The organism is Streptomyces sp. NPDC091280 (assembly GCF_044768565.1).
GTDB lineage: Bacteria > Actinomycetota > Actinomycetes > Streptomycetales > Streptomycetaceae > Streptomyces.
Map to the genome: position 1 here is coordinate 283541 of NZ_JBIVUZ010000015.1, position 19918 is coordinate 303458.

Annotated in this window: 19 protein-coding genes and 1 tRNA gene; 8 read left to right on the plus strand and 12 right to left on the minus strand. The window is 70.5% G+C overall.

Annotated features, from left to right (window positions below; genetic code table 11):
- Nucleotides 1-24 precede the first annotated feature (24 nt).
- Nucleotides 25-849: a lysophospholipase gene (locus ACIQPR_RS39200; protein ID WP_403658853.1), complete on the minus strand. Its 825-nt coding sequence runs from the start codon at nucleotides 847-849 to the stop codon at nucleotides 25-27.
- Between the two features lie 113 nt (nucleotides 850-962).
- On the opposite strand from ACIQPR_RS39200, the gene ACIQPR_RS39205 reads away from it, so the two are divergent.
- A complete protein-coding gene (locus ACIQPR_RS39205; protein WP_403658856.1) occupies nucleotides 963-1736 on the plus strand; it encodes a sulfite exporter TauE/SafE family protein in 774 nt (257 codons plus the stop codon).
- Nucleotides 1737-1758: 22 nt separating this feature from the next.
- On the plus strand, nucleotides 1759-2511 hold the full coding sequence (locus ACIQPR_RS39210; RefSeq protein ID WP_403658859.1) for a cobalt-precorrin-6A reductase: 753 nt from the start codon (nucleotides 1759-1761) through the stop codon (nucleotides 2509-2511).
- 66 nt (nucleotides 2512-2577) lie between these two features.
- On the opposite strand, the gene ACIQPR_RS39215 is transcribed toward ACIQPR_RS39210, so the two are convergent.
- The 3 genes from ACIQPR_RS39215 to ACIQPR_RS39225 form a co-directional block, all read right to left on the minus strand.
- Nucleotides 2578-4656, minus strand: a complete 2079-nt coding sequence (locus tag ACIQPR_RS39215; protein ID WP_403658862.1) for an MDR family MFS transporter — start codon at nucleotides 4654-4656, stop codon at nucleotides 2578-2580.
- A gap of 95 nt (nucleotides 4657-4751) precedes the next feature.
- The gene (gene cobF / locus ACIQPR_RS39220; RefSeq protein WP_403658865.1) at nucleotides 4752-5525 is read right to left on the minus strand and encodes a precorrin-6A synthase (deacetylating); all 774 of its coding nucleotides are present in this window, start codon (nucleotides 5523-5525) and stop codon (nucleotides 4752-4754) included.
- Nucleotides 5526-5651: 126 nt separating this feature from the next.
- Nucleotides 5652-6182, minus strand: coding sequence for a DUF309 domain-containing protein (locus ACIQPR_RS39225; RefSeq protein ID WP_403658868.1), 531 nt, complete (start codon nucleotides 6180-6182; stop codon nucleotides 5652-5654).
- Nucleotides 6183-6281: 99 nt separating this feature from the next.
- Between ACIQPR_RS39225 and ACIQPR_RS39230 the strand changes: the two genes are divergently transcribed.
- Nucleotides 6282-6355, plus strand: a tRNA-Pro gene (locus ACIQPR_RS39230).
- Between the two features lie 274 nt (nucleotides 6356-6629).
- Nucleotides 6630-8150, plus strand: coding sequence for an alpha/beta hydrolase (locus ACIQPR_RS39235; RefSeq protein ID WP_403658871.1), 1521 nt, complete (start codon nucleotides 6630-6632; stop codon nucleotides 8148-8150).
- A 349-nt stretch (nucleotides 8151-8499) separates the two neighbouring features.
- Here ACIQPR_RS39235 and ACIQPR_RS39240 read toward each other — a convergent pair whose 3' ends face one another.
- From ACIQPR_RS39240 to ACIQPR_RS39250, 3 genes are read right to left on the minus strand one after another with little or no spacing between them, the layout of a single operon-like run.
- Complete coding sequence (locus ACIQPR_RS39240; protein ID WP_403658874.1) at nucleotides 8500-8793, minus strand: DUF1330 domain-containing protein; 294 nt, start codon at nucleotides 8791-8793, stop codon at nucleotides 8500-8502.
- A gap of 44 nt (nucleotides 8794-8837) precedes the next feature.
- A complete protein-coding gene (locus ACIQPR_RS39245) occupies nucleotides 8838-10238 on the minus strand; it encodes an MFS transporter (RefSeq protein ID WP_403658877.1) in 1401 nt (466 codons plus the stop codon).
- A complete protein-coding gene (locus tag ACIQPR_RS39250; protein ID WP_403658880.1) occupies nucleotides 10238-10738 on the minus strand; it encodes a MarR family winged helix-turn-helix transcriptional regulator in 501 nt (166 codons plus the stop codon). The genes ACIQPR_RS39245 and ACIQPR_RS39250 overlap by 1 nt, the downstream gene beginning before the upstream one ends.
- A 256-nt stretch (nucleotides 10739-10994) precedes the next feature.
- On the opposite strand from ACIQPR_RS39250, the gene ACIQPR_RS39255 reads away from it, so the two are divergent.
- Nucleotides 10995-11501, plus strand: a complete 507-nt coding sequence (locus ACIQPR_RS39255; protein ID WP_403658883.1) for a hypothetical protein — start codon at nucleotides 10995-10997, stop codon at nucleotides 11499-11501.
- 233 nt (nucleotides 11502-11734) lie between these two features.
- Here the strand turns inward: ACIQPR_RS39255 and ACIQPR_RS39260 are convergent, their stop codons facing one another.
- Complete coding sequence (locus tag ACIQPR_RS39260; protein ID WP_403658886.1) at nucleotides 11735-11917, minus strand: hypothetical protein; 183 nt, start codon at nucleotides 11915-11917, stop codon at nucleotides 11735-11737.
- Between the two features lie 383 nt (nucleotides 11918-12300).
- A complete protein-coding gene (locus tag ACIQPR_RS39265) occupies nucleotides 12301-13251 on the minus strand; it encodes a zinc-binding dehydrogenase (RefSeq protein WP_403658889.1) in 951 nt (316 codons plus the stop codon).
- Nucleotides 13252-13446: 195 nt separating this feature from the next.
- Here ACIQPR_RS39265 and ACIQPR_RS39270 point away from each other — a divergent pair, with 195 nt between their 5' ends.
- From ACIQPR_RS39270 to ACIQPR_RS39280, 3 genes are all read left to right on the plus strand, one after another.
- Nucleotides 13447-14004 (plus strand): TetR/AcrR family transcriptional regulator, encoded by a 558-nt coding sequence (locus ACIQPR_RS39270; RefSeq protein WP_403658892.1) that lies wholly within the window; start codon nucleotides 13447-13449, stop codon nucleotides 14002-14004.
- Between the two features lie 614 nt (nucleotides 14005-14618).
- A complete protein-coding gene (locus ACIQPR_RS39275; RefSeq protein WP_403658895.1) occupies nucleotides 14619-15305 on the plus strand; it encodes a LuxR C-terminal-related transcriptional regulator in 687 nt (228 codons plus the stop codon).
- 661 nt (nucleotides 15306-15966) lie between these two features.
- On the plus strand, nucleotides 15967-16623 hold the full coding sequence (locus ACIQPR_RS39280) for a PAS domain S-box protein (RefSeq protein WP_403658897.1): 657 nt from the start codon (nucleotides 15967-15969) through the stop codon (nucleotides 16621-16623).
- Between the two features lie 205 nt (nucleotides 16624-16828).
- On the opposite strand, the gene ACIQPR_RS39285 is transcribed toward ACIQPR_RS39280, so the two are convergent.
- From ACIQPR_RS39285 to ACIQPR_RS39295, 3 genes are all read right to left on the minus strand, one after another.
- Nucleotides 16829-18322: an MFS transporter gene (locus ACIQPR_RS39285; protein ID WP_403658900.1), complete on the minus strand. Its 1494-nt coding sequence runs from the start codon at nucleotides 18320-18322 to the stop codon at nucleotides 16829-16831.
- A 205-nt stretch (nucleotides 18323-18527) separates the two neighbouring features.
- Nucleotides 18528-19067: a methyltransferase family protein gene (locus tag ACIQPR_RS39290; RefSeq protein WP_403658903.1), complete on the minus strand. Its 540-nt coding sequence runs from the start codon at nucleotides 19065-19067 to the stop codon at nucleotides 18528-18530.
- Between the two features lie 79 nt (nucleotides 19068-19146).
- The gene (locus tag ACIQPR_RS39295) at nucleotides 19147-19827 is read right to left on the minus strand and encodes a phosphopantetheine-binding protein (RefSeq protein ID WP_403658906.1); all 681 of its coding nucleotides are present in this window, start codon (nucleotides 19825-19827) and stop codon (nucleotides 19147-19149) included.
- Nucleotides 19828-19918: the final 91 nt, after the last annotated feature.

A 19918-nucleotide genomic window follows, 5' to 3' on the forward strand; every position in this document is an offset into this window, starting at 1 on the left:
GTGAGTGTGAGACGTCCGGCGCGGTCAGGTCGACCGCGTGCCGTCGGTCAGCACGTCGTCCAGGAACCGGACCAGGTCCGCGAAGACCTCCGCCCGGTTCGTCTCGTGGAACACCTCGTGCCGGGCACCCGGATACACGTGCTGCGTCAACCCGCCGCCGGTCAGCCGCTCCACGCCCACGCGGCTGCCGGCGAGCGGGACGAGCCGGTCGGCGCCGCCGTGCAGCCAGAGCAACGGCAGCCGGCCGACGTCGCCCGCGTCGGCGACGGTCTTCAGCGTGCGGGCGAAGGCCTCCACCGTCGGCCGCTTCATCGGACCGTGCCAGACCAGCGGATCCGCCGCGTACACCGCGCCGACCTCCGGGTCACGGGAGAGCGCGGCCGGGCTGACCGGGACGTCGGGGATCTCGTCGAGCGCGAGCAGCCGGCCCGGCAGCTCCCAGGCCCCGATCGCCGGCCCGGACAGCACCAGCGCGGCGAGCCCGTCGCCGTGCCGCTGCGCGAAACGGGACGCGATCAGACCGCCCATGGAGTGGCCGATCAGGACGAGGGGGACACCCGGGTGGGCGGCCCGGGCCAGATCGGCGACGGAACGCAGATCCGTGACCACGTCCTCGAAGTTGCCGATCAGCACCCGCTCACCGGCCGACCGGCCGTGCCCCTGGTGGTCGGGCCCGAAGACGGCGGCACCACGCGTCCCGAGCACGGCGGCCAACTCGGCGTACCGGCCGATGTGTTCGCCGTAGCCGTGCGCGACGAGCGCGACGAACCGCGGATGCTCGCGCGGCCACTCGCGTGCGGTGATCGCGCTCCGGGTACCGGGGAGGACATGCTCGCGGGTGTCGGCCACGCACCGAAACTAGCACCGCCCGGCCGACGTCATGATCCACGAGGACCGGCAGGGGCCATCTGGCGAGACACTCCTTACGCGGGCAGATGGATGGACATAGCATCGGTCCTCGCATGAACACGATGACGCTCTGGCACATATCCGGCTGGGAATTCGCCGCGCTCGCCGCCGCGGCCCTGCTCGTCGGCTTCTCCAAGACCGCCGTGAGCGGGGCCAACACGGTCAGCCTGGCGATCTTCGCGGCCGTCCTGCCCGCCCGCGCCTCCACCGGCGTCCTGCTCCCGATCCTGATCGTCGGGGACGTCCTCGCCGTCCTCACCTACCGGCGGCACGCCCACTGGCCCACGCTGTGGCGGCTGTTCCCGGCGGTCGTGGCGGGCGTCGTGATCGGCACCCTGTTCCTGGTGTGGGCCGACGACGCGGTCGTACGGACCTCGATCGGCGCGATCCTGCTGCTCATGGCCGGGGTCACCCTCTGGCGGCGCCGCCAGGCCGGGACCGACGAGGAGCCGGACTCGGTGGCCACCCGGTCCGGGCGGGTCAAGGCCCGCTCCTACGGCGTGCTCGGCGGGTTCACCACCATGGTCGCCAACGCCGGCGGCCCCGTCATGTCGATGTACCTGCTCTCGGCGGGCTTCCGCAAACTCGGCTTCCTCGGCACGTCCGCCTTCTTCTTCCTGATCGTCAACGTCACCAAGGTGCCCTTCAGCGTCGGGCTCGGCCTGATCGACGGCCACTCGCTGCTGCTCGACGCGGCACTCGCGGCCTTCGTCCTGCCCGGAGCGCTGATCGGCAAGTGGGCCGTCAACCGCATCAACCAGCGCCTGTTCGAACAGCTCGTGATCGCGGCGACGATCATCGGCGGCCTACAACTGCTCCTCCGTTGAGACCATCTCGTACGCTCGCCCCATGCCCCCGCACATCCTGATCCTCGGCGGCACCACCGAGGCACGCGAACTGGCCGCCGAGCTGGCGGTACGGCGTCCCGAGGCCCGGGTGACGACCTCCCTCGCCGGGCGGGTGGCGCGGCCGGGGGCACTGACCGGGGACGTACGGATCGGCGGGTTCGGCGGCGCGGCCGGGCTGGCCGCCTGGCTGCGGGAGCGGCGCGTGGACGCGATCGTCGACGCCACCCACCCCTTCGCCGAGTCGATCACCGCGAACGCGGCACGGGCCGCGACGGACACCGGGCTGCCCCTCGTGGTGCTGCGCCGCCCCGGCTGGCGGCCGGTCCCCGGCGACCGCTGGCACCCGGTCGCCGCACTGCCCGAGGCCGCCGACGCGCTGCCCGCCCTCGGCCGCCGCGTCCTCCTCACCACCGGCCGCCTCGGCCTCGCCGCCTTCGCCCACCTGCACGAACTGCACTTCGTCGTACGGTCGGTGGAGCCGCCCGAGCCCCCCATCCCGCCGGACACCGAACTGCTGCTCGCGCGCGGCCCCTTCACCCTCGCCGACGAGGCGGCGCTGCTCCGCGAGCACCGGATCGACGTGCTCGTGACCAAGGACAGCGGGGGAGCGGCGACGGCGGCCAAACTCACGGCCGCGCGGGAGGCGGGCATCCCCGTCGTGGTCGTACGACGGCCGCGGTTGCCGGAGGGGGTGCGCGCGGTGCCCGATGTGGGCGGGGCGGTGGAGTGGTTGGGGTCCGGCGCGGGGGCATGACCGCGGCTTCGGGGAGGGACTGTGCGGGGACCGCCCGCTTGGATCGGGCGAACCGCTCCACGGGTCTCAGTCGGCGGTGCTTCCCGCCAACTCCGCGGGGCGCTGCGGCAGTCCCGTGCTCAGGTCCTCCACCAGGAGCCGCTTGGCGATGGAGTCGACGGCGGCCCGCAGGTCCGCGTCGGAGGGGCGGCCGATGTCCTGCTGGACCCGGGCCTCCAGCCAGGTGCCCCAGGCCCTGCCGATGATCTCGGCCTCGCGTTCGCCCGCCGCGGTGTGGGAGAGGAGGTTGCCGACCCGGGTGAGGTAGCCCTCCTCGACCATGCGGTCGAAGACCGGGAGGAGAACCTCCGGGGGCAGGTGCCGCCGGGCGGCGATCAGGCCGAGGCTGGCGTGGCCGACCATCCGGCCGAAGAGTTCGACCTGCATCACCGCCCACGCGCCCGCGATGTCCAGCCGGGTGTCGGAGTCCGTGATGATCCGGCGGGCGGTGTCCAGGTCCGTGCCGCCGATGACCTTGCCCACGGCTGCTTCGAGGAGGCGTTGCGAGTCCCCGCCGCGGGGTGAGGCGAAGCCCTCGCCCATGTCGGTGGAGCCCATCCGCGCGCTGTCGCGCAGCTCGACCTGCTTCAGGAACAGGGCGACGACGAAGCCGATCACCGCGACCGGGACCGTCCAGCGGAACACGGTCTGGATGGTGTCGGCGTAGGCGTTGATGATCGGCGCGGCGGCGGCGTGCGGCAGCTTGTGCAGGCCCTCGGGGCTGGTCGCCGCCTTGGTGATGACGGCCGGGCTCAGCGCGCTGGTCCGCGCGGCGGACGCGATCCCGTCCTTGAGATGGGGCCCCAGGCTGTTGGCGTAGATCGTGCCGAAGACCGCGGTCCCGAACGAACTGCCCAGCGTACGGAAGAAGGTGACACCGGAGGTCGCGGTGCCGAGGTCGGCGTACTCGACGGTGTTCTGCACGGCGATCGTCAGCACCTGCATGCACAGCCCGATGCCGGTGCCGAGCACGAACATGTACACCGACTCCAGGAACGCGCCGGTGCCCGGCCCCATCAGCGACATCAGGTACAGCCCCACGCCCATCACCGCGGAGCCGATGATCGGGAAGAGACGGTACTGGCCGGTCTTGCTGACCACGTTGCCGCTGAACACGGACGCGATCAGCAGCCCGATCACCATGGGCAGCGTCCGCACACCGGAGACGGTCGCCGAGTCGCCGTCGACGTACTGGAGGTAGGTCGGCAGATAGGTCAGCGCGCCGAGCATCGCGAAGCCGACGATGAAGCTGAGGATCGAGCAGACCGCGAACACCGGGTTGCCGAACAGCCGCATGGGCAGCATGGGTTGCGCGGCCCGCGTCTCGACCCAGCAGAACAGGGCCAGCGCGATCGCGCCGCCCACGAACAGCCCGATGATGGTCGCCGAACCCCACGCGTACTCGTTGCCGCCCCAACTCGTCGCCAGGATCAGGGAGCTCGCGCCGACCGCGACCAGCGCGATGCCCAGGTAGTCGATGACGGGCCGCACCGCGGACTTGACCACGGGGATGGTGCGGGCCGCCGCGATCACGACGACGATCGCGATGGGCACGTTGACGTAGAACGCCCAGCGCCAGGTGAGGTGGTCGGTGAACAGGCCGCCCAGCAGCGGGCCGATGACCGTGGCCACGCCGAACACCGCGCCGATCGCGCCCTGGTACTTGCCGCGCTCCCGCAGCGGGATGACATCGGCGATCAGCGCCATCGCCGTCACCATCAGACCGCCCGCGCCGATGCCCTGCACCGCGCGCCAGGCGATCAGCAGCGTCATGTTGGTGGCCAGGCCGCACAGGAACGAGCCCGTGATGAACACGATCGCCGAGACCTGGAAGACCACCTTGCGGCCGAACAGGTCGCCGAACTTGCCGACCAGCACGGTCGCCACGGTCTCCGCCAGCAGATACGCGGTGACCACCCACGACATGTGCGCGGCACCGCCCAGGTCCGACACGATCGTCGGCAGGGCCGTGCCCACGATGGTCTGGTCGAGGGCCGCCAGCAGCATGCCGAGCATGATCGTCACGAAGACGACGTTGCGTCGGCGGTGGTCCAGCACGGGCGGCTGCTGCGGGGCGGGCAGCGCGGTTTCCTCGGCGACTGTCACGAGGTCACTTTCACACCGGTGGACCACGCCCGCACAGTGGGCGGGTCCGCTCGGGTGCCCTCCGGAGCGCTCCTCGGACCCGCTGCTCGCGCCCGCTACTCCGCCGCCGGACGCCGGCGCAGCAGATACGTGTCCATGATCCAGCCCTTGCGCTCCCGGGCCTCCGCGCGCAGCCGCTCGATGCGCGGGGCGGCCTCGGCTATCGGCCCGGAGGCGAGGATCTCGTCCGGCGTACCGATGTACGCCCCCCAATAGATGTCGATGTCCTGGTCGGCGTACTGCCTGAAGGCCTGATGCGCGTCGAGCATCACGACCACGTCGTCGACATCCTCCGGGAACCCTTCGGACAGCCGCCGCCCAGTGGTGATCTGCACCGGCCGGGCCACCCGGTTGAGCCCCGTCCGGTGCCGGGCGACGAGCGCCGAGACACTGCTGATGCCGGGCACGACGTCGTACTCGAACGCCACCGCGCCCCGCTCCAGGATCTCCTCCAGAATCCCGAGCGTGCTGTCGTACAGCGAGGGATCCCCCCACACCAGGAACGCGCCGCTCTCGTCCTCGCCCAACTCCTCGGTGATCAGCCGCTGGTAGATGTCCGCGCGGGCGCTGCGCCAGTCACCGACCGCGGGCGAGTACGCGGCACCCCCGGCCTTCCGGTCCCGCTCCGGATCGCGCGCCTCGACCAGCCGGTACGTCCCCTCCGGTATGTGCGCGTCGAGCATGTCCCGGCGGAGCCCGGTCAGGTCGGACTTCACCTCGCCCTTGTCGAGGAGGAAGAACACGTCGGTGCTCCGCAGCGCCCGCACCGCCTGGAGGGTGAGCTGCTCGGGGTCGCCCGCACCGATACCGATGACATGAATCTTTCGCACGCCTCCGAGTCTGCCCCACGCCACTGACAACCGACGCACCGCACCGGCTTCGACCGGCACCGACCGGCACCGGCGGGCTTCGGCGGGCTCCGACCGTACCCACCGGCCACGATCCGTATCGACCGGCTACGGCGTCCCGCGCAGCCGGGGCGCCCGCGCCCGTGCGTCGACCCGGCCGCTGCCTCGCTCCACGTCGTCGCCGAGGGCGCGCGCCCAGACGGCGATCTCCGCCAGCTCCATCCCGTACGGCCGCTCGCGTCCGGTCAGGGCCGCCCACTCCTCGACCCCGCCGGCCCCGCGCCGCAGCAGCCGGGCACCGCCGGTGGCGTTCCCACGGGCCGCGTGCGTGAGCCCAACCGCGAGCTGGGCGAGCCCGCGCCACAGGGCGCGTTCCTCGTCGGGCCCCGACTTCCAGGCGTCCTCGAAGACCTCGTGCGCGTGGAACGGTTTCCCCGCGTCGAGCAGCGCCTGCGCCTCGACGACGGTGTCCTGCGGCGCCCGTACGACGCCCTCGGGCTGGCGCGCCACACCGTCCGCGCCGTACGGCAGCGGCCGTCCGAGCCCGTCCCGGGGCCGGGCGTTGCGCGCCCGTCCCGCGCTGTCCCGGTCCCGCAGGCCGTCGATACCGTTCGCGTCGGCCGAGGATGTGTCGCTCATACGACGATTCTCCCGCGCCGGGCACCGGCTTCGGGGTACCCCCGGGCGTGGGGTAAAGTGCTGTTCGCGCGATCACACGGTTCACCGTGGGAAGCGCACCGGGACGTGGCGCAGCTTGGTAGCGCACTTGACTGGGGGTCAAGGGGTCGCAGGTTCAAATCCTGTCGTCCCGACTTTATGAAGTCGCAGATGAGGGCCGGTTTCGGAGGCATCCGAGACCGGCCCTTCAGCATTTCCGGGGACCAGTTGGGAACCAGTCGGGGACCAGCGTGTCCTGACCGGTGTCAGTGGGCACCGTACGAGAAGCCCGGCCGGGCGAGGTCTGGCCGAATGGCCGAGGAGCCGGGTGGCGCCCGGGAGAGGTGCTGGCCTTTCGGCCGAGGCGGGTCCGGTGCCGTACCCGAAGAGTGGACGTCGTCACCGGCTCTCCTCCGAAGGACCTCGTCCATGCGCCCCGTACACAAGGCCGCAGTTGCTGCGGTCGGCCTGCTCGCGACTCTGTATGCGCTCACCGCCCAGGGCGCGCAGATCACGCCGACCGCCGATCACCCCGCGGCCCTGGACCGCTACTACGATCAGCATCCCGCCTGGCACCGCTGCGGAAGCTCCGGCCAGTACCCCGCCTCCTTCCAGTGCGCCACGGTCACCGTGCCCCTCGACTACGCACACCCCCGCGGTCGCACATCGACTCTGGCGATCTCGCGGTTGCGTACCAGCGTGCCCGGCAAGCGTCACGGCGTCCTGCTGTCCAACCCCGGTGGTCCCGGGGACCTCGCGCTGGGCGACCCCATAACCATGAAGGACGCCCTGGCCAAGAGCGTCCGGGATCGCTACGACCTGGTCGGTTTCGACCCGCGTGGTCTCGGTGCCAGCAGCCCCTTGCGCTGCGGTCTCACGCAGGACGAGGCGAGCCCGGACCTGCACCCGTACCGGGCGGCCACCTTCGCCAAGGACACTGCCCGGGCCCGGGACACGGCCGCCCGGTGCATCGCCCGCGAGCGCGCCCGGCTGCCGTACATCACCACCCGCGACACCGCTCGGGACATGGACGTCATCCGCGCCGTGCTGGGCCAGAAGAAGATCTCCTACCTCGGCTGGTCCTACGGCACCTACCTCGGCGCCGTCTACACCCAGCTCTTCCCCGGCCACAGCGACCGCATCGTGCTCGACAGCGCCGTCGACCCGAACCGCTTCGGGCGCCACACGAACCTCGCCATGGCCACCGGCGCCGAGCCCGCCTTCCGCGAATGGAGCCGCCTGATCGCCCGCCGGGACCACACCTACCGACTCGGCGACACTCCGGCGAAGGTCCGCGCCGCCTTCTGGCAGCAGGTCGCCCGCGCCGACCGTGCGCCGATCCGCTACCGCGGCAGCGACGAGGCACACCAGGGTGCCGCCGTCACCGGCGACGACATCCGAGACTGGCTGCGGGCCGACTTCTTCAACGCCCCCTACCAGGCCGCCCGAGAACTCGCCGACCTGCGCACGTCCCCCACCACTCGCCCGGACCCGGCCTCGACCGGCGGTACGGCCGACCCCGTGGACGACAACGCCGTCGCCCTCAACCTCGCCATCATGTGCGGCGACAACTCCGCCTCCTGGCCCCGCGATCCCGCCCGCTACCGTCTTGATGCCGTCCGCGACAAAGCCCGCAACCCGATCTACGGCGACTTCACCGCCAACATCACCCCGTGCGCCTTCTGGCCAAAGGGCTCCGAACCCGCGACCCGCGTCGACAACACGGTCGGTGCCCTGGTGGTCCAGAACCAGTGGGATTCCCAGACCCCGCTGTCCGAGGGGCTGGCCATGCACCATGCCCTGCACGGTTCCCGCCTGGTCCAGGTCCACGGCGGCCGTGGCCACGTCGTCTACGGAATGCCCGGCGCCCCGGCCTGCGTCACCCGTACGGTCAACGCGTACCTCACCACCGGCCGTCTTCCGGTCCACGACGTCAGCTGCCGTTCCTGAGGGTCGCCGGTCGGGCGCGGCGCGCGCTGGTCCGGCGCGGTGCTCGTCCTGGTACGGGTGGCCGTCCGCACGGGGCGAATCGGCGCCTGACCTGGCCGGTTGGCCGGTCGGCCGATCGCGACCGGAGTGGTGGAGGGCACGTGCCGCAGGTCGCCACGCAGCGGTCGGTCACCGAATGCGAGGGGCGCGACGACGAACGTTCCGTACGCCAGTATCGATCTGGTCCTCTGTGGAGTGCCTGAAGTCGTGAGTGAGGGGCGGTTTCGGAGGAATCCGAAGCCGCCCCTCGATCGTTCTCGGGGATCGTCTAGATCAACAGGCCGGGAGCGGTCGGTTCGGTCGACTCGGCTCAGTCGAGGCCTTCGACGATGCGGAAGTCGCGCTCGACGCCGTCGGAGAGGGCGACCAGGGCCTCCTGATAGGCCGCGCTCTCGCGTGCCGCGACGGCCTGCTCGAAGCTGTCGAACTCGATCAGGACGGTGCGCTCGGCGATTCCCGCGTCATGTGCCACGACCCGGCCGCCGCGGACGAGGACCCGGCCGCCTCCGGCCTCGACGGCCAGGCGGGCCAGCTTGTTGTAGGCGGCCAGCTTCTCGGGGTCCGAAATGGTGCGGTAGACGCTGACCCAGTAGGCCTTGGGCATGGAACCTCCAGTGTGGGGACGAGTGGATATGGCGTAAGGGTGGCTCAGGGGTTGGTCGCGGACGGGCGGCGGCGGGCGAGCGCGAGGCTGGTCAGCGTCGTGATCGCCATGGCGCCGATGCCGACCAGCGCCGCGGTGGTGAAGGCGCCGTCGTCGGGGAAGAGGTGGCCGGAGCGGGTGCCCGCGGTGAGGATCAGGCCGCCGATCGCGCTGCCCAGGGAGTATCCGACGCTGCGGACGACGTAGTTGAAGCTCATGGCGCTCGATGTCTCGCTCTTGGGGGTGACGGCCAGGATGACGCCGGGCATCGCGGCCGAGAAGCCGCCGACGCCGAAGCCCAACACGCCCATCGCCGCGAACAGTTCGGCCAGGTCCGACCGGGCCGCCGCGAACAGGGCGAACCCGCCGCCGACCACGACGGCGCTGCCGGCCAGGAGCAGCGGGTCGGCGATCCGCGTCCGGACCCGGGGTGTGAGCCTGCCGGCGACGAACCCCAGCACGGAGAACGGGACGAGGACCAGCCCGGCGACGAAGGTCGTCAGCCCGAAGCCATAGCCGGCGCCGTGCGGTGTCTGCGCGTACCGGGTGATCAGCGTGAGCAGGAGGTACATGCCGATCCCGCCGACGAACATGGCGAGGTTCGCCCCGGCGACTGCCGGGTGCCGCACCGCCCGCACATCGACCAGGGGCGTCGTACCGCGCAGCTCGATGACGGTCCAGACGCCGAGCAGCACCACCGCGACGACGGCGAGGCCCGTCGCCACCGCGAGGTGTCGGCTCCACAGGTCGCGTTCGCCGGCGAGGAACAGCACCAGGAGCAGCGCGGCGGCCAGGACGACCGCGCCCGCCACGTCCACGTGGGCCGAGCGGCCTTCGGGGGCTTCGGGCACGGACCGCCACGCCGTCAGGAGGGCGGCGGCGGTGACGAGCAGACCCAGGCCGTAGGCGGCCCGTACTCCGCCGAACTCGGCGAGCAGCGCGGCCAGCGGGTAGCCGACACCTGCCCCGATGATCGAGACCACCGAGATCAGGGCGATCACGGCCGCGCCGCGCTCCTCGGGGAGGTGGTCCCGGGCCACGCCCATCATCAGCGCCGTCAGCCCGAGCCCGACGCCCTGCGCCGCCCGCCCCGCCAGCAGCCACGCGAACGGCAGCGGCAGCACGGTGAGCGCGCTGCCGGCGACGACGACCGCCAGCGTGACGAGGATCGTGGCCCGCCGGTGCGGGCCCGCACCGAGCCGGCCCAGGACCGGTGTGGCGACGGCGCCGCTGAGCAGCGCGACGGTCAGCGTCCACTGCGCGCTGCCGAGCGAGACGTGGAACGAGGTCGCCACACTGGTGATGAGCGGCGTCCCGAGGCTGGCGACCGCCGCCACGACCAGGGCGATGAAGACGAGGGCGGGGACCAGCAACCGCGTCTCGCGGCGCGCCACCGGTATCGCCATCACCGTGACCCGCCGGCCGACCGCCCGGTCACCGTTTCGCCTCTTCTCGCCTCTTCGCGATGCCGGCTTTCGAGCTCTGCCAGGTGCTTCAGCGCGGGAAGGGCCGCCACCAGTGCCTCGACCTCGTCGCCGGTGAGCTCTCCGATCAACCGCTCGAACGCGTGGACGCCCGCCTGGCGCCGGGTCCGGACGTAGGCGGCACCGGCCTCGGTCAGGCACACCAGCGTGACCCGCCTGTCGGACGCGTCGCCCCGCCGCTCGACCAGGCCGGACTCCTCCATCACCCGGACCAGGGCGGTCATCGCGGGCTGGGTGACACCCTCGACCGCGGCCAGATCGGTGATGCGCCGGGGGCCGGTCCGGTCCAGCGTGGCCAGGGTGGCGGCGGACGTCAGGCTCATGTCCCGGGGCAGGCGTCTCGCGGCCCTGGTGGCCAGGCCGTAGAGGGCCGCCCCGATGGCGGCGGACACGTCAAGAGCGGTGGTGCCGTGACGGCTCATGCGCGAAGCATAGCATTTTTATATTCATAATTTATGTACATGCGGCTGTTCGGTGTCCCGTCGCATCATCAGGTCGGGCGGGATCGTCGCAGGTCGGACGGGTACGCGTCCCAGGGAACTGTCAGTTGCGCGGCCCGCGTTGTGGTCGCCGACGCGGCGCGGCCACGATCGGCAGCGGCGCTCTCGCGGCGTCAAATCCTCCGTGCACGCGTCACTGACGCAGTGGCCGTGCGTGACATGAAGGGGTCTATCGACCATGCGTATCTCTTCGCGGCGAACGGTCTCCCTCGTCAAGGTGTCCTTCCTGGGGCTCGCCACGACATCACTGCTCGCCCTCGGAACGACCGCGCCGGCCTCGGCCGCCTCCGGGATCACCTGGCGGAACGGCCTGTACAACCACGACTACTTCCTTCAGTCGGACGGTTATGAGGCGCAGCCCTCCCTGGCCTACGCGGGTAACTCCGCCGAATCGTTCTGGACCGACATCGAGAACAGTGACGGCACCTGGAACGAGGTCGACTGGGCCGGCTACTGCCTGACCGGCTACGGCCGCACCGTCGAGACGATGCCCTGCAACTCCGCGAAGGACGCCACCGACGGGCACATGCGCTGGCGCGAGATCAACATGGGCTCCGGGAACGGCTGGAAGCTGCAGAACGTCCTCAGCGGCTACTACCTGGACTGGACGGGCACCAGCCCCGATTCCGGCACGGTCTATCTCCACGACGGCGACGCGGGGAACGCGAACGAGCGCTGGTACTGACCTTCGTGTGTGCGGGGGCGGTGCCCCGGGGGCGGCACCCTGTCATGGCGTGAACGGCCGTCCGGCGGCCAGGACGTGGCATACGTCGGGCCGTCGGAGCGGATGGTCGGTGCGGGGCGCGGTGCCGCGAGATTCCTGCCGAACGGCGCCAGCTGTGCCCGCTCCTCAATGGTTTGTGCGACGGCATTCGGGGCTTCGCAGGTGGGTGGGGCAGCTCGACGGGCGGCAGGTGCTCAGGCGCGAGCGGCGGGCGCGGTGCCGTCCAGCAGCAGAGCGTGGGTCCGGCGGAGCGTGCTCTCGTCGTCCGGGCCGGGAGCGTCCGCGCGCCACGCGGCGAATCCGTAGGGGCGGACCAGCACCGCGCCTGCGGGCTTGACGCCGTACGTCTGCGGGAAGCGGTCGGTCGCTTCCCGCACGGGCGCGGCAGCCCGGCGCCCCGGTCGGACGGAACGGGTCCGTGAGGACTTCCTTCGCCCGGAGCGCCGGTCGTCCCGGCTCCGGGTAGTGGTAGCCGAGTTGCACCGCGGCCCGCCCGCCCGGCCGCACCGACCTGACCGCGACCACGGCGACGAGGCCGCGTCCGGGCCGGATGCCTCGAAGGCCGCCGCCCCTCTGCCTATCGTCCCTTCGCCCGCCGCCCCGTGATGCCCCGGGCCCACACGGCCCCCGGAACAACGGACGAGTCCGGGTCACGGTGGGGGAGGCGTGACCCGGACTCGGGGGCGGGATCGCCCGGCGGTGCGTCCGGGCGTCCGTCGATCGGTGGATCAGGGGATCGGTGGATTGGTGGTTCGGAGGATCAGGGGACCACGACGATCTTCTTGCCGGGCGAGGACGCCTGTGCCTCCCATGCCTTGGCGGCTTCGTCCAGCGGATAGGTGGCGGTCTCCAGGGCGAACGAACCCGCCACGGCGAGGGCCGCGACCCGGTTGTACGCGGCGTACGCGTCGGCCGGCTTCGCCGTCGTACCGCTGAAGCCGATCAGCGACAGCTGCGCGCCGCGGAGCATCTCGACCCGGAAGCCGCTCTCGTCGCCCGCCGCCGCGCCGATGTTCAGGTAGCGGCCACCCGGCCGCAGGCAGGCCAGGGCCGGAACCGCCCAGGCGCCCCAGAGCGGGTCGACGACCAGGTCGACCGGGCCGCCCAGCGCGGCCAGTTGCTCGGCCGGCGGTTCGTCGCCGAGGACGACCACGCCGTCCGCGCCGACGACCCGGGCGAGGCGCTCGGGGTTCCGGCCGGCGGCGATCACACGCTCGGCGCCGGCCAGCTTCGCGAGCTGGACGGCCGCCGCGCCCAGGGGACCGGTCGCGCCCAGGACCAGGACGCTCTCGCCCGCCTGGAGGTCGGCCTTGCGCAGGGCGAGGTCCGCACCGGCACCTACGGCGCCGATCGCCGCGGCGGCGACGCTGTCCAGCTCGTCCGGCACCGGGATGCAGGCCGCGCGCTCGGTCAGCAGGAGTTCGGCCAGCCCGCCGTTGACGCCGGGCACCAGGCCGGCCGGAACCGTGGCGTGCACCCGGAGGCCCTGGTCGGGGCCGGCCACGATGGTCCCGACCACCTCGAAGCCGGGCACGTAGGGGACCTTCGGCGGTCCCGCGCGGTGGTGCCCCTCCGCGACATGCAGGTCGATCGAGTTCAGAGCGGTCGCCTCGACCTGGACGACCACCTGGGTGTCGGTCGTGGGCGCGGGGTCGGCGAGGGCGGTCGCATGCGGTGCGGCGCCGACTTCTTCGATCACTGCCGCTTTCATCGCTGCTGCTCCTTATCGGCGGTGGCGCCGCGAAGGGCGTCACTGGGACGGCTGCCGTTGTCGTGTGCGGTCGGTGGAGTGGATCTCGGGACCGTGAGCATGGGCCGGAGCGTAGCATGTGACCGACCAGTCGGTCACCCGGTTCGCCGTCGCGTCAGATCTGGACCCGCCAGGGCGGGCATATACTCCGAAGCTATGGCAGCAGGAGTGCAGATGCCCGGGGCGTTGCAGACACGTGAGGCGTTGCTCGACGCCGGTGCGGCGCTGGTGGAGCAGCACGGCCTGGGCGGTCTCAGCGTGAACATGGTGGTCGCGCAGGCCGGGGTCGCCAAGGGGACGTTCTACGTTCACTTCAAGGACCGGGCGACGTTCGTCGACGCCATGCACAAGCGTTTCCACGGCCGGGTACAGGCCGCCGTGGACGAGGCGATCCAGGGCCTGGAGCCCGGCGCCGAGCGCATCTTCCGCAGCACCGAGGCGTATCTCGACGTTTCACTCGCGAACAGGGGCGTCAAGGCGCTGTCGCTGGAGGCCCGTTCGGACCCGACCGTGCAGGGCGGGCCGATGGCGGCCCGGCGCGAGCGGCTGGCGGCGGCGGGGGTCGTGGACCTGAAGGCGATGGGCTGGGAGGACGCGGAAGAGGCGGCCCAGCTGATCGCGGCGATGACCCGGGAGATCTCGGTGCTGGAATTCGACGCCGGCTGTCCGCTGCCGGCCTCGCGCCGGGTGCTCAGGCGGTTCCTCGGCATCTGACGGCCGGTGGCCCCGCCTCGCGACGGTCGCCGTCCATGTGCCGTCTTCCGGTCGAGCCGATGGTGTACGACATGCGGCGGCCCGGCGAAGTTCCGGCGACCGGGACCGCGTCACGCCGTAGCGAAATCCCTGGCAGTGGTACCGGGAAAGAATCATTGGTGAACTGCACATGTAACGCGCAAACGGAAAGCGGGATTCCAGAATCGCTTCGCGGGAACGCGCGAAAGTAAATAGTCAACCAAAGGGAGCTGTCGGTGCTATATGGCTGGATTCGTTGAATCTGTCGAAAATGGACATACTGCCGATATTTGTAGATGACGGCGTGCGCGCGCGTGAGCTTGTGAATGCCACGGTTGGTTACTTCGTCGACTCCGCTTCCGGGTCCGCTTGCAGGTGAAGCGTGCAGCTGACCTGCTCCGGCTGCCCGCTGCTCCGGGGATGTTTTACGTACCGGTTACAGAAGCCGCGACCTGATGCCCGGTTCGGGCGGGACGGGAATAGGAAAAACCTTAGACTTGCGCTTTCGGTCGGTGGGGCTGGTTTTTGGGATTTCTGTATGGGAATCTAGATCAACAATGAACGGAGCCTTGGCGAGCATACGGGGAGGCTAAATCGTGTCGGCGGGACAAGATGCGATCACTGAGGCGAATACTTGCTCACCTGAGCAGGCTGACGACCTGTGTAGAGTCTGGTCGCTGTTCGACAACTCGTCCGCGCGCATTGCGCATTTAGATCTTGGCCTCCGTCTGATCGGGAGCAACGTCGGCTTCGCCGACGCGTTCGGGCTGTCGGTCGAGGAACTTCCGGGGCTCGCCCTCGTCGACCTGGTGCACGTACGGGCCAGGGACACGCTGACGAGCCGGCTGCTCTCGGTGGCGCGCGGTGAACGGAGCCGGTTCAGCGACCGGGTCGCCGCGCTGACCAGCGAAGGTCGCACCTCGACCGAGCTGACCGGGATCGCGGTGACGGACGGCACGGGTCGTATCGACTCGCTCGTCGTCCTGCTGGATCTGGAGCCGGAGCCCGCGGGTGACGCCGCCGGGTCCCCGGCGACCGATGTGAGAAGGCCACTGACCAGGATGGAAGCCCTGGTGCTTGAGGGGGTGGCGGCCGGCATGTCCACTGTGCAGCTGGCTTCGAAGCTTTTCCTGAGCCGCGGTGGGGTCGAGTATCACGTCAGCGCGCTGATGAAAAACCTCGAAGCGGCCAACAGGTCCGAACTGGTGTCCAGAGCTTATTCGGCCGGTCTGTTCCGCAGGGGCAGCTGGCCACCGCTGGTGACCGAGGGCCTTGTCGACTAGTGCCGCACCGGGTCGGGCCGAGGGGCCGTCCCCCCGCGCCTGACCAGGGGGTCGGTGAACTTTCTGTTGCCTGCGCGCGGCCCCGCCCTGCGGGTCGCGGTCCTGGTTCCGGTGAGCACCGTACCGGCGTATGGGGAGGGTGAGCGCGGCACGACTGGTGATCGGCCGGAAAGGGCACGGCTCTCCTGGTCGGAGTGCCCGGACCGGCGGCCGGTCTCCCAGGAGGAGCGCAGCTGATCCATGACGATGCACGGGACCGGCGGGCAGGCCGGCCGCGACGGTCCGAGGGGTCCATACGGTGTCGGCGAGGGAGCGGTGGAGTTCTTCGCGCGCTCGGACGTCGGGTTCGCGGTCGGCGTCAAGGCGGCGACACGACCCGGCGAGCCGGTTCGACGCGGCGGGCACCGCACGCCATTGTGACTATTCATACCGGTCTCGTCGGATCGGGTTATCAGTCGCCATTCGGGACTTTTGACAACCCTCAACAACTTCTCGAGAGAAAAGGATCAACATGTTGACGACGCTCAAGGATGAGCGATGTCGGGTGGGGCCGACCTCACAGCCGGGTTGACGAGGAAAACCCGCAGGAGGTCATGAGACGGCGTCACGTCACGACAATCTTCGCGTCACCTTCATTCACTGGGCGAGCAGGGGAGAAGCAATGACAGAGGTACTCGTCTCCGCGGTGGGCAGGGGCAGTCAACAGGAGATCCTCAGATCGCTCTTCGAGCGGTCCGGTATGTGTATGGCCAGGTTAGACAGCGGTTTCCGTCTAGTCGAGGTCAATGCCGAGTTTTCGGAACAGTTCGGCTGCCGGCCGGCGGAGTTGGGCGGGCGTTCCTTCGGTGATCTGCTGCATGCCGATGCGCGGACGCTGGTCAGCAAGCAGTTCTCCCGGCTGCTGGACGATCGGGACGCCCGTTTCACCGAACCGATGGTCGCGTTCCGGCAGAAGGACTCGACCGTTTTCAGCGGTGAGTTGACGGGGTTCACCGTCTACGGGCACGGCACCGAGGGCCTGATGGCGCTCGTGTGTCCCGAGAGCGGCAACCGGCAGGACCCGTCGCCCACCCCGCACCGGCTGGTGCTGACCGATATCGAGGCACGCATCCTTGAGGGTGTCGCCGTCGGCATGTCGACCGTCAACCTGGCCTCCATGCTGTACCTCAGCCGTGGCGGCATCGGGTACCACGTGGACACTCTGATGCGGAAGCTCAAGGTCAAGAACCGGCCCGCCGCGGTCGCCAAGGCGTACGCCATCGGTCTGATCCGCCCCGGCTGGCCGCCGCGTGTCGAGACCGAGACCGACGCCGACTAGCCCGTGTCCGCTCAAGTGCCTTGCTGCGCGGCCTCGTTGGGCAAGTCGCAGCGCACGGACCGCCGTTCACGGACCGAGGCTCAAGGCTCGTGGAACGGGTGCGGTGGAACGCGTGTCGTGAGGGAGGGGCCCGTCGGCCCGGCCCGGCGCCCCTGGCCGGGCCGGGCCGACGGCTGTCCGCACGCTGTCGTCCGGTCGCCGGCCCTCAGGTGAGCTGCTGGGCCGCGACCGGTTCCTTGCTGAGGCCCGGTTCGTTGCTGGGGCGCAGCATCACGTAGGTGAACACGATGCCCACCGCGACCAGGGCCGTGGCCACCCACATCCCGACGTGGTAGCCGTCGAGGAACGCCTCTCCCGGTGTCGAACCGGACCGCAGTTCGGCGTTCTGCTTGGACCGCAGCACCGCACCGATGATGGTGATGCCGAGCAGCCCCGCGACCTCGCGGGCGTCGTTGAGGATCGCCGACGCGACACCGGCCTGGGCCTCCGGGGTGTTCTGCATCACCGCGTTCGTCATCGGGACGTTCATGATGCCCATGCCGCCGCCGAGCACGAGGAGCGAGGGCAGCAGCGAGCCGAAGGTCGCGTGCTCGTCGTGCATGTTGAGCATGATCAGTCCGACCGTCATCATCACCATGCCGAGCGAGACCGTGCGGAAACCGCCGATCCAGGCCTCCATCAGGGTGGAGAAGCCGGCGAACGCGGCCAGCGCGAAGGCCATCGGGACGAACAGCAGACCCGCCTTCGACGGCGAGAAGCCGAGGATGTCCTGGAGGTAGATCGAGGTGAAGAAGTAGATGGCGAGGGCGCCGAAAGCCCAGATCATCTGTGTGCTGATGCCGCCGGTGAACTGCCGGATGCGGAACAGCCCCAGGTCCACCATGGGTTCCGTGGTGCGCGACTCGATCACGAAGAAGGCCACGGCGGCCACGGCGGCGACGGCGAAGGCCGCCACGATCCGCATCGAGCTCCAGCCCGCGTCGTTGCCCTCGATCAGCGCGTAGGTGACCGCGAACAGCGCGACGGCGGACGTGACCAGGCCTCCGACGTCCAGTACCCGGTTGTTGGCCGGTGCCCTGGACTCACGTACCGTCCGGACGCTGAGCGCGAGCGTGGCCACGCCGATCGGGACATTGATGAGGAAGATCCAGCCCCAGTGGATGTTCTGGGTGATCAGGCCGCCGGTCACCGGGCCGAGGGCCAGACCGGCCGCGGCGCTCACGGTCCACAGGCCGATCGCGTTGGTGCGTTCCTTCAGGTCGGTGAACGTGGCCGTGATGATGGCCAGGGTGGCCGGCGTCAGCAGTGCCGCGCCGATGCCCTGCACCGCCCGGCTGGCGATCAGGACGCCGCCGTTGCCGGCCAGGCCCGCCGACAGCGAGGAGAGGGTGAAGACGATCAGGCCGATCATGTACAGCAGGCGGCGGCCGTAGGCGTCCGCGAGTCTGCCGCCGGCCAGCAGCAGACCGGCCAGGGTGAGCAGATAACTGCTCACGATCCATTCCAGTCCGGCGTCCGAGAGATGCAGACTGCGCTGGATCGTGGGGATCGCGACGTTGATGACGTTCAGGTCCAGGTAGGTCATGAACGTGGCCAGGCTGACCGCGAGTAAGGACCACCATCGGAGCGGATCCGGGGCTTCCTCGGGCGGATCCGCGTCTTGTGCCGGGCCGCTCGCCGACTCCATGCTGGATGTCACAGGGCCTGTCCCTTCCGCGTCGAGCGGTCGCTCCTGCGCCGCTCTCGCGTCGATGTTCCGGGTGTGCCGTGCCGCACCGACCATAGCATGTGACCGACCGGTCGGTCACGCCCCGTGGGGGCCGGTGCGCGAAACCCCCACGGGCTTGTCCACGCCCGTGGGGGTCCGTTGGTGAGGGATAGGGGAATGCCGACGGACGGGCCGGTCAGATGGGCAGGAAACGGCCGGTCTTGGAGATGTACTCGCGGTACTCGCTGCCGAACTCCGAGGCGGACAGCCGCTTCTCCTCACGCATCGCGGTCGCGGTCAGCCGGCCCACCGCGTACAGCATGGGCAGCAGGGTGCCCAGGTGCGGGAAGAGCGCGAACGAGCCCAGGAACGCGAGCAGGAAGGACGAGTAGAAGGGATGCCTGATCCGGGAGTACGCGCCGTAGGTCACGATCGACACCGGGGCGTCGTCCTCCTGGTGCCACAGCGCCAGCGGCACCCGGTGGGTGCCGAGGGTGTAGAAGAGCAGCGCGATCGAACCGCCGGTCAGCACGGCCGCGATCGAGTCGAGCGTGACGACCATGTTGTGCATGCCGACCCACGAGTGCCAGTGGGCGAGCTGGGCGGCGATCAGGAACGGCGGGACGCAGAAGAACGGCGCACCGGTCAGCCACCAGCCGGAGTTGAAGCTGCCGCCCTTGAAGAAGATGCGTGGCAGCACTCCGATGACCACGTAGGCGCAGAGCACGAGAACCATGACAGGGACGTTCACCTGAGACCAGCCTCCGAGATCGTACGGGCACCGGCCGTCATGGCGGCCGGCAGCGGTTGGGGTGTCATACGGCGGATTCCTGGAGCACGTCGACGAGTTCACCGAGGCTGTCGATCTCGCGCAGCCGGGCCTGGGTGAACACGGCGTCGAACTCTTCCTGGAGGTCGACGATCATCTCGACCAACATGAAGCTGTCGGCGGCCAGATCCTTGATCAGGGTCTCCGGGGTGAGGTCGTCCGCGGGCACCCGCAGCACCCCGGCGATCCGTTCGGCCACGGTCTCGAAGCTGATCGTGTTGGCGGGCATGGGCTCCCTCGCAAGACGGGCGGCGACTGTGAGCCAGCCACCGAGATGTCGGGCTGAAACGTGCTGGTACGCCGGGTCGTTCGCCCGGTAGTCGCGGAGCACCCGGGTGGCGTTGGCCAGGTCGGCCTTGAACATGGCCTCCTTGACGGTCCACAGCCGCAGGAGCTCGTCGCGCGGCTCGTCGTCCCGCAGATAGAACCGCGCCGTCGCCGGGCGGACCGGCCGGTCGTGCTCCAGGTCCACCCCCAGGCCGTCGGCCGCGCCGCCGACGAGCACCGCCGCCACTCCGGCGTGCTCGGTGTGGGTGAGCGAGGCCCGCGGGTGCGGGAAGCGGTAGCCGGCCGGGTCACCGGGCAGTCCGGCCGCCGCCGCCGCGATCCGCAGCGCGTGCCGGCCGGCCCGGGGCCGGTTCACCGTGGCGACGAGTACGCGGATCACTGGGCGGCGAAGCGTTCTTGGAACTCGGCCATGACCTTGCCGTAGATCTCGATGTCGGCCGCGGTGTAACGGGCCAGGGTGTCCTCGATCT

Excerpts from the sequence above, each read along its gene's own strand:
- ACIQPR_RS39245 (WP_403658877.1), bottom strand. The coding sequence starts at position 10,238 with ATGGCGATACCGGTGGCGCGCCGCGAGACGCGGTTGCTGGTCCCCGCC.
- ACIQPR_RS39265 (WP_403658889.1), bottom strand. The coding sequence starts at position 13,251 with ATGAAAGCGGCAGTGATCGAAGAAGTCGGCGCCGCACCGCATGCGACC.
- ACIQPR_RS39205 (WP_403658856.1), top strand. The coding sequence starts at position 963 with ATGAACACGATGACGCTCTGGCACATATCCGGCTGGGAATTCGCCGCG.
- ACIQPR_RS39210 (WP_403658859.1), top strand. The coding sequence starts at position 1,759 with ATGCCCCCGCACATCCTGATCCTCGGCGGCACCACCGAGGCACGCGAA.
- ACIQPR_RS39225 (WP_403658868.1), bottom strand. The coding sequence starts at position 6,182 with ATGAGCGACACATCCTCGGCCGACGCGAACGGTATCGACGGCCTGCGG.
- ACIQPR_RS39280 (WP_403658897.1), top strand. The coding sequence starts at position 15,967 with ATGACAGAGGTACTCGTCTCCGCGGTGGGCAGGGGCAGTCAACAGGAG.
- ACIQPR_RS39250 (WP_403658880.1), bottom strand. The coding sequence starts at position 10,738 with ATGAGCCGTCACGGCACCACCGCTCTTGACGTGTCCGCCGCCATCGGG.
- ACIQPR_RS39255 (WP_403658883.1), top strand. The coding sequence starts at position 10,995 with ATGCGTATCTCTTCGCGGCGAACGGTCTCCCTCGTCAAGGTGTCCTTC.
- ACIQPR_RS39270 (WP_403658892.1), top strand. The coding sequence starts at position 13,447 with ATGGCAGCAGGAGTGCAGATGCCCGGGGCGTTGCAGACACGTGAGGCG.
- ACIQPR_RS39235 (WP_403658871.1), top strand. The coding sequence starts at position 6,630 with ATGCGCCCCGTACACAAGGCCGCAGTTGCTGCGGTCGGCCTGCTCGCG.
- ACIQPR_RS39290 (WP_403658903.1), bottom strand. The coding sequence starts at position 19,067 with ATGGTTCTCGTGCTCTGCGCCTACGTGGTCATCGGAGTGCTGCCACGC.
- ACIQPR_RS39240 (WP_403658874.1), bottom strand. The coding sequence starts at position 8,793 with ATGCCCAAGGCCTACTGGGTCAGCGTCTACCGCACCATTTCGGACCCC.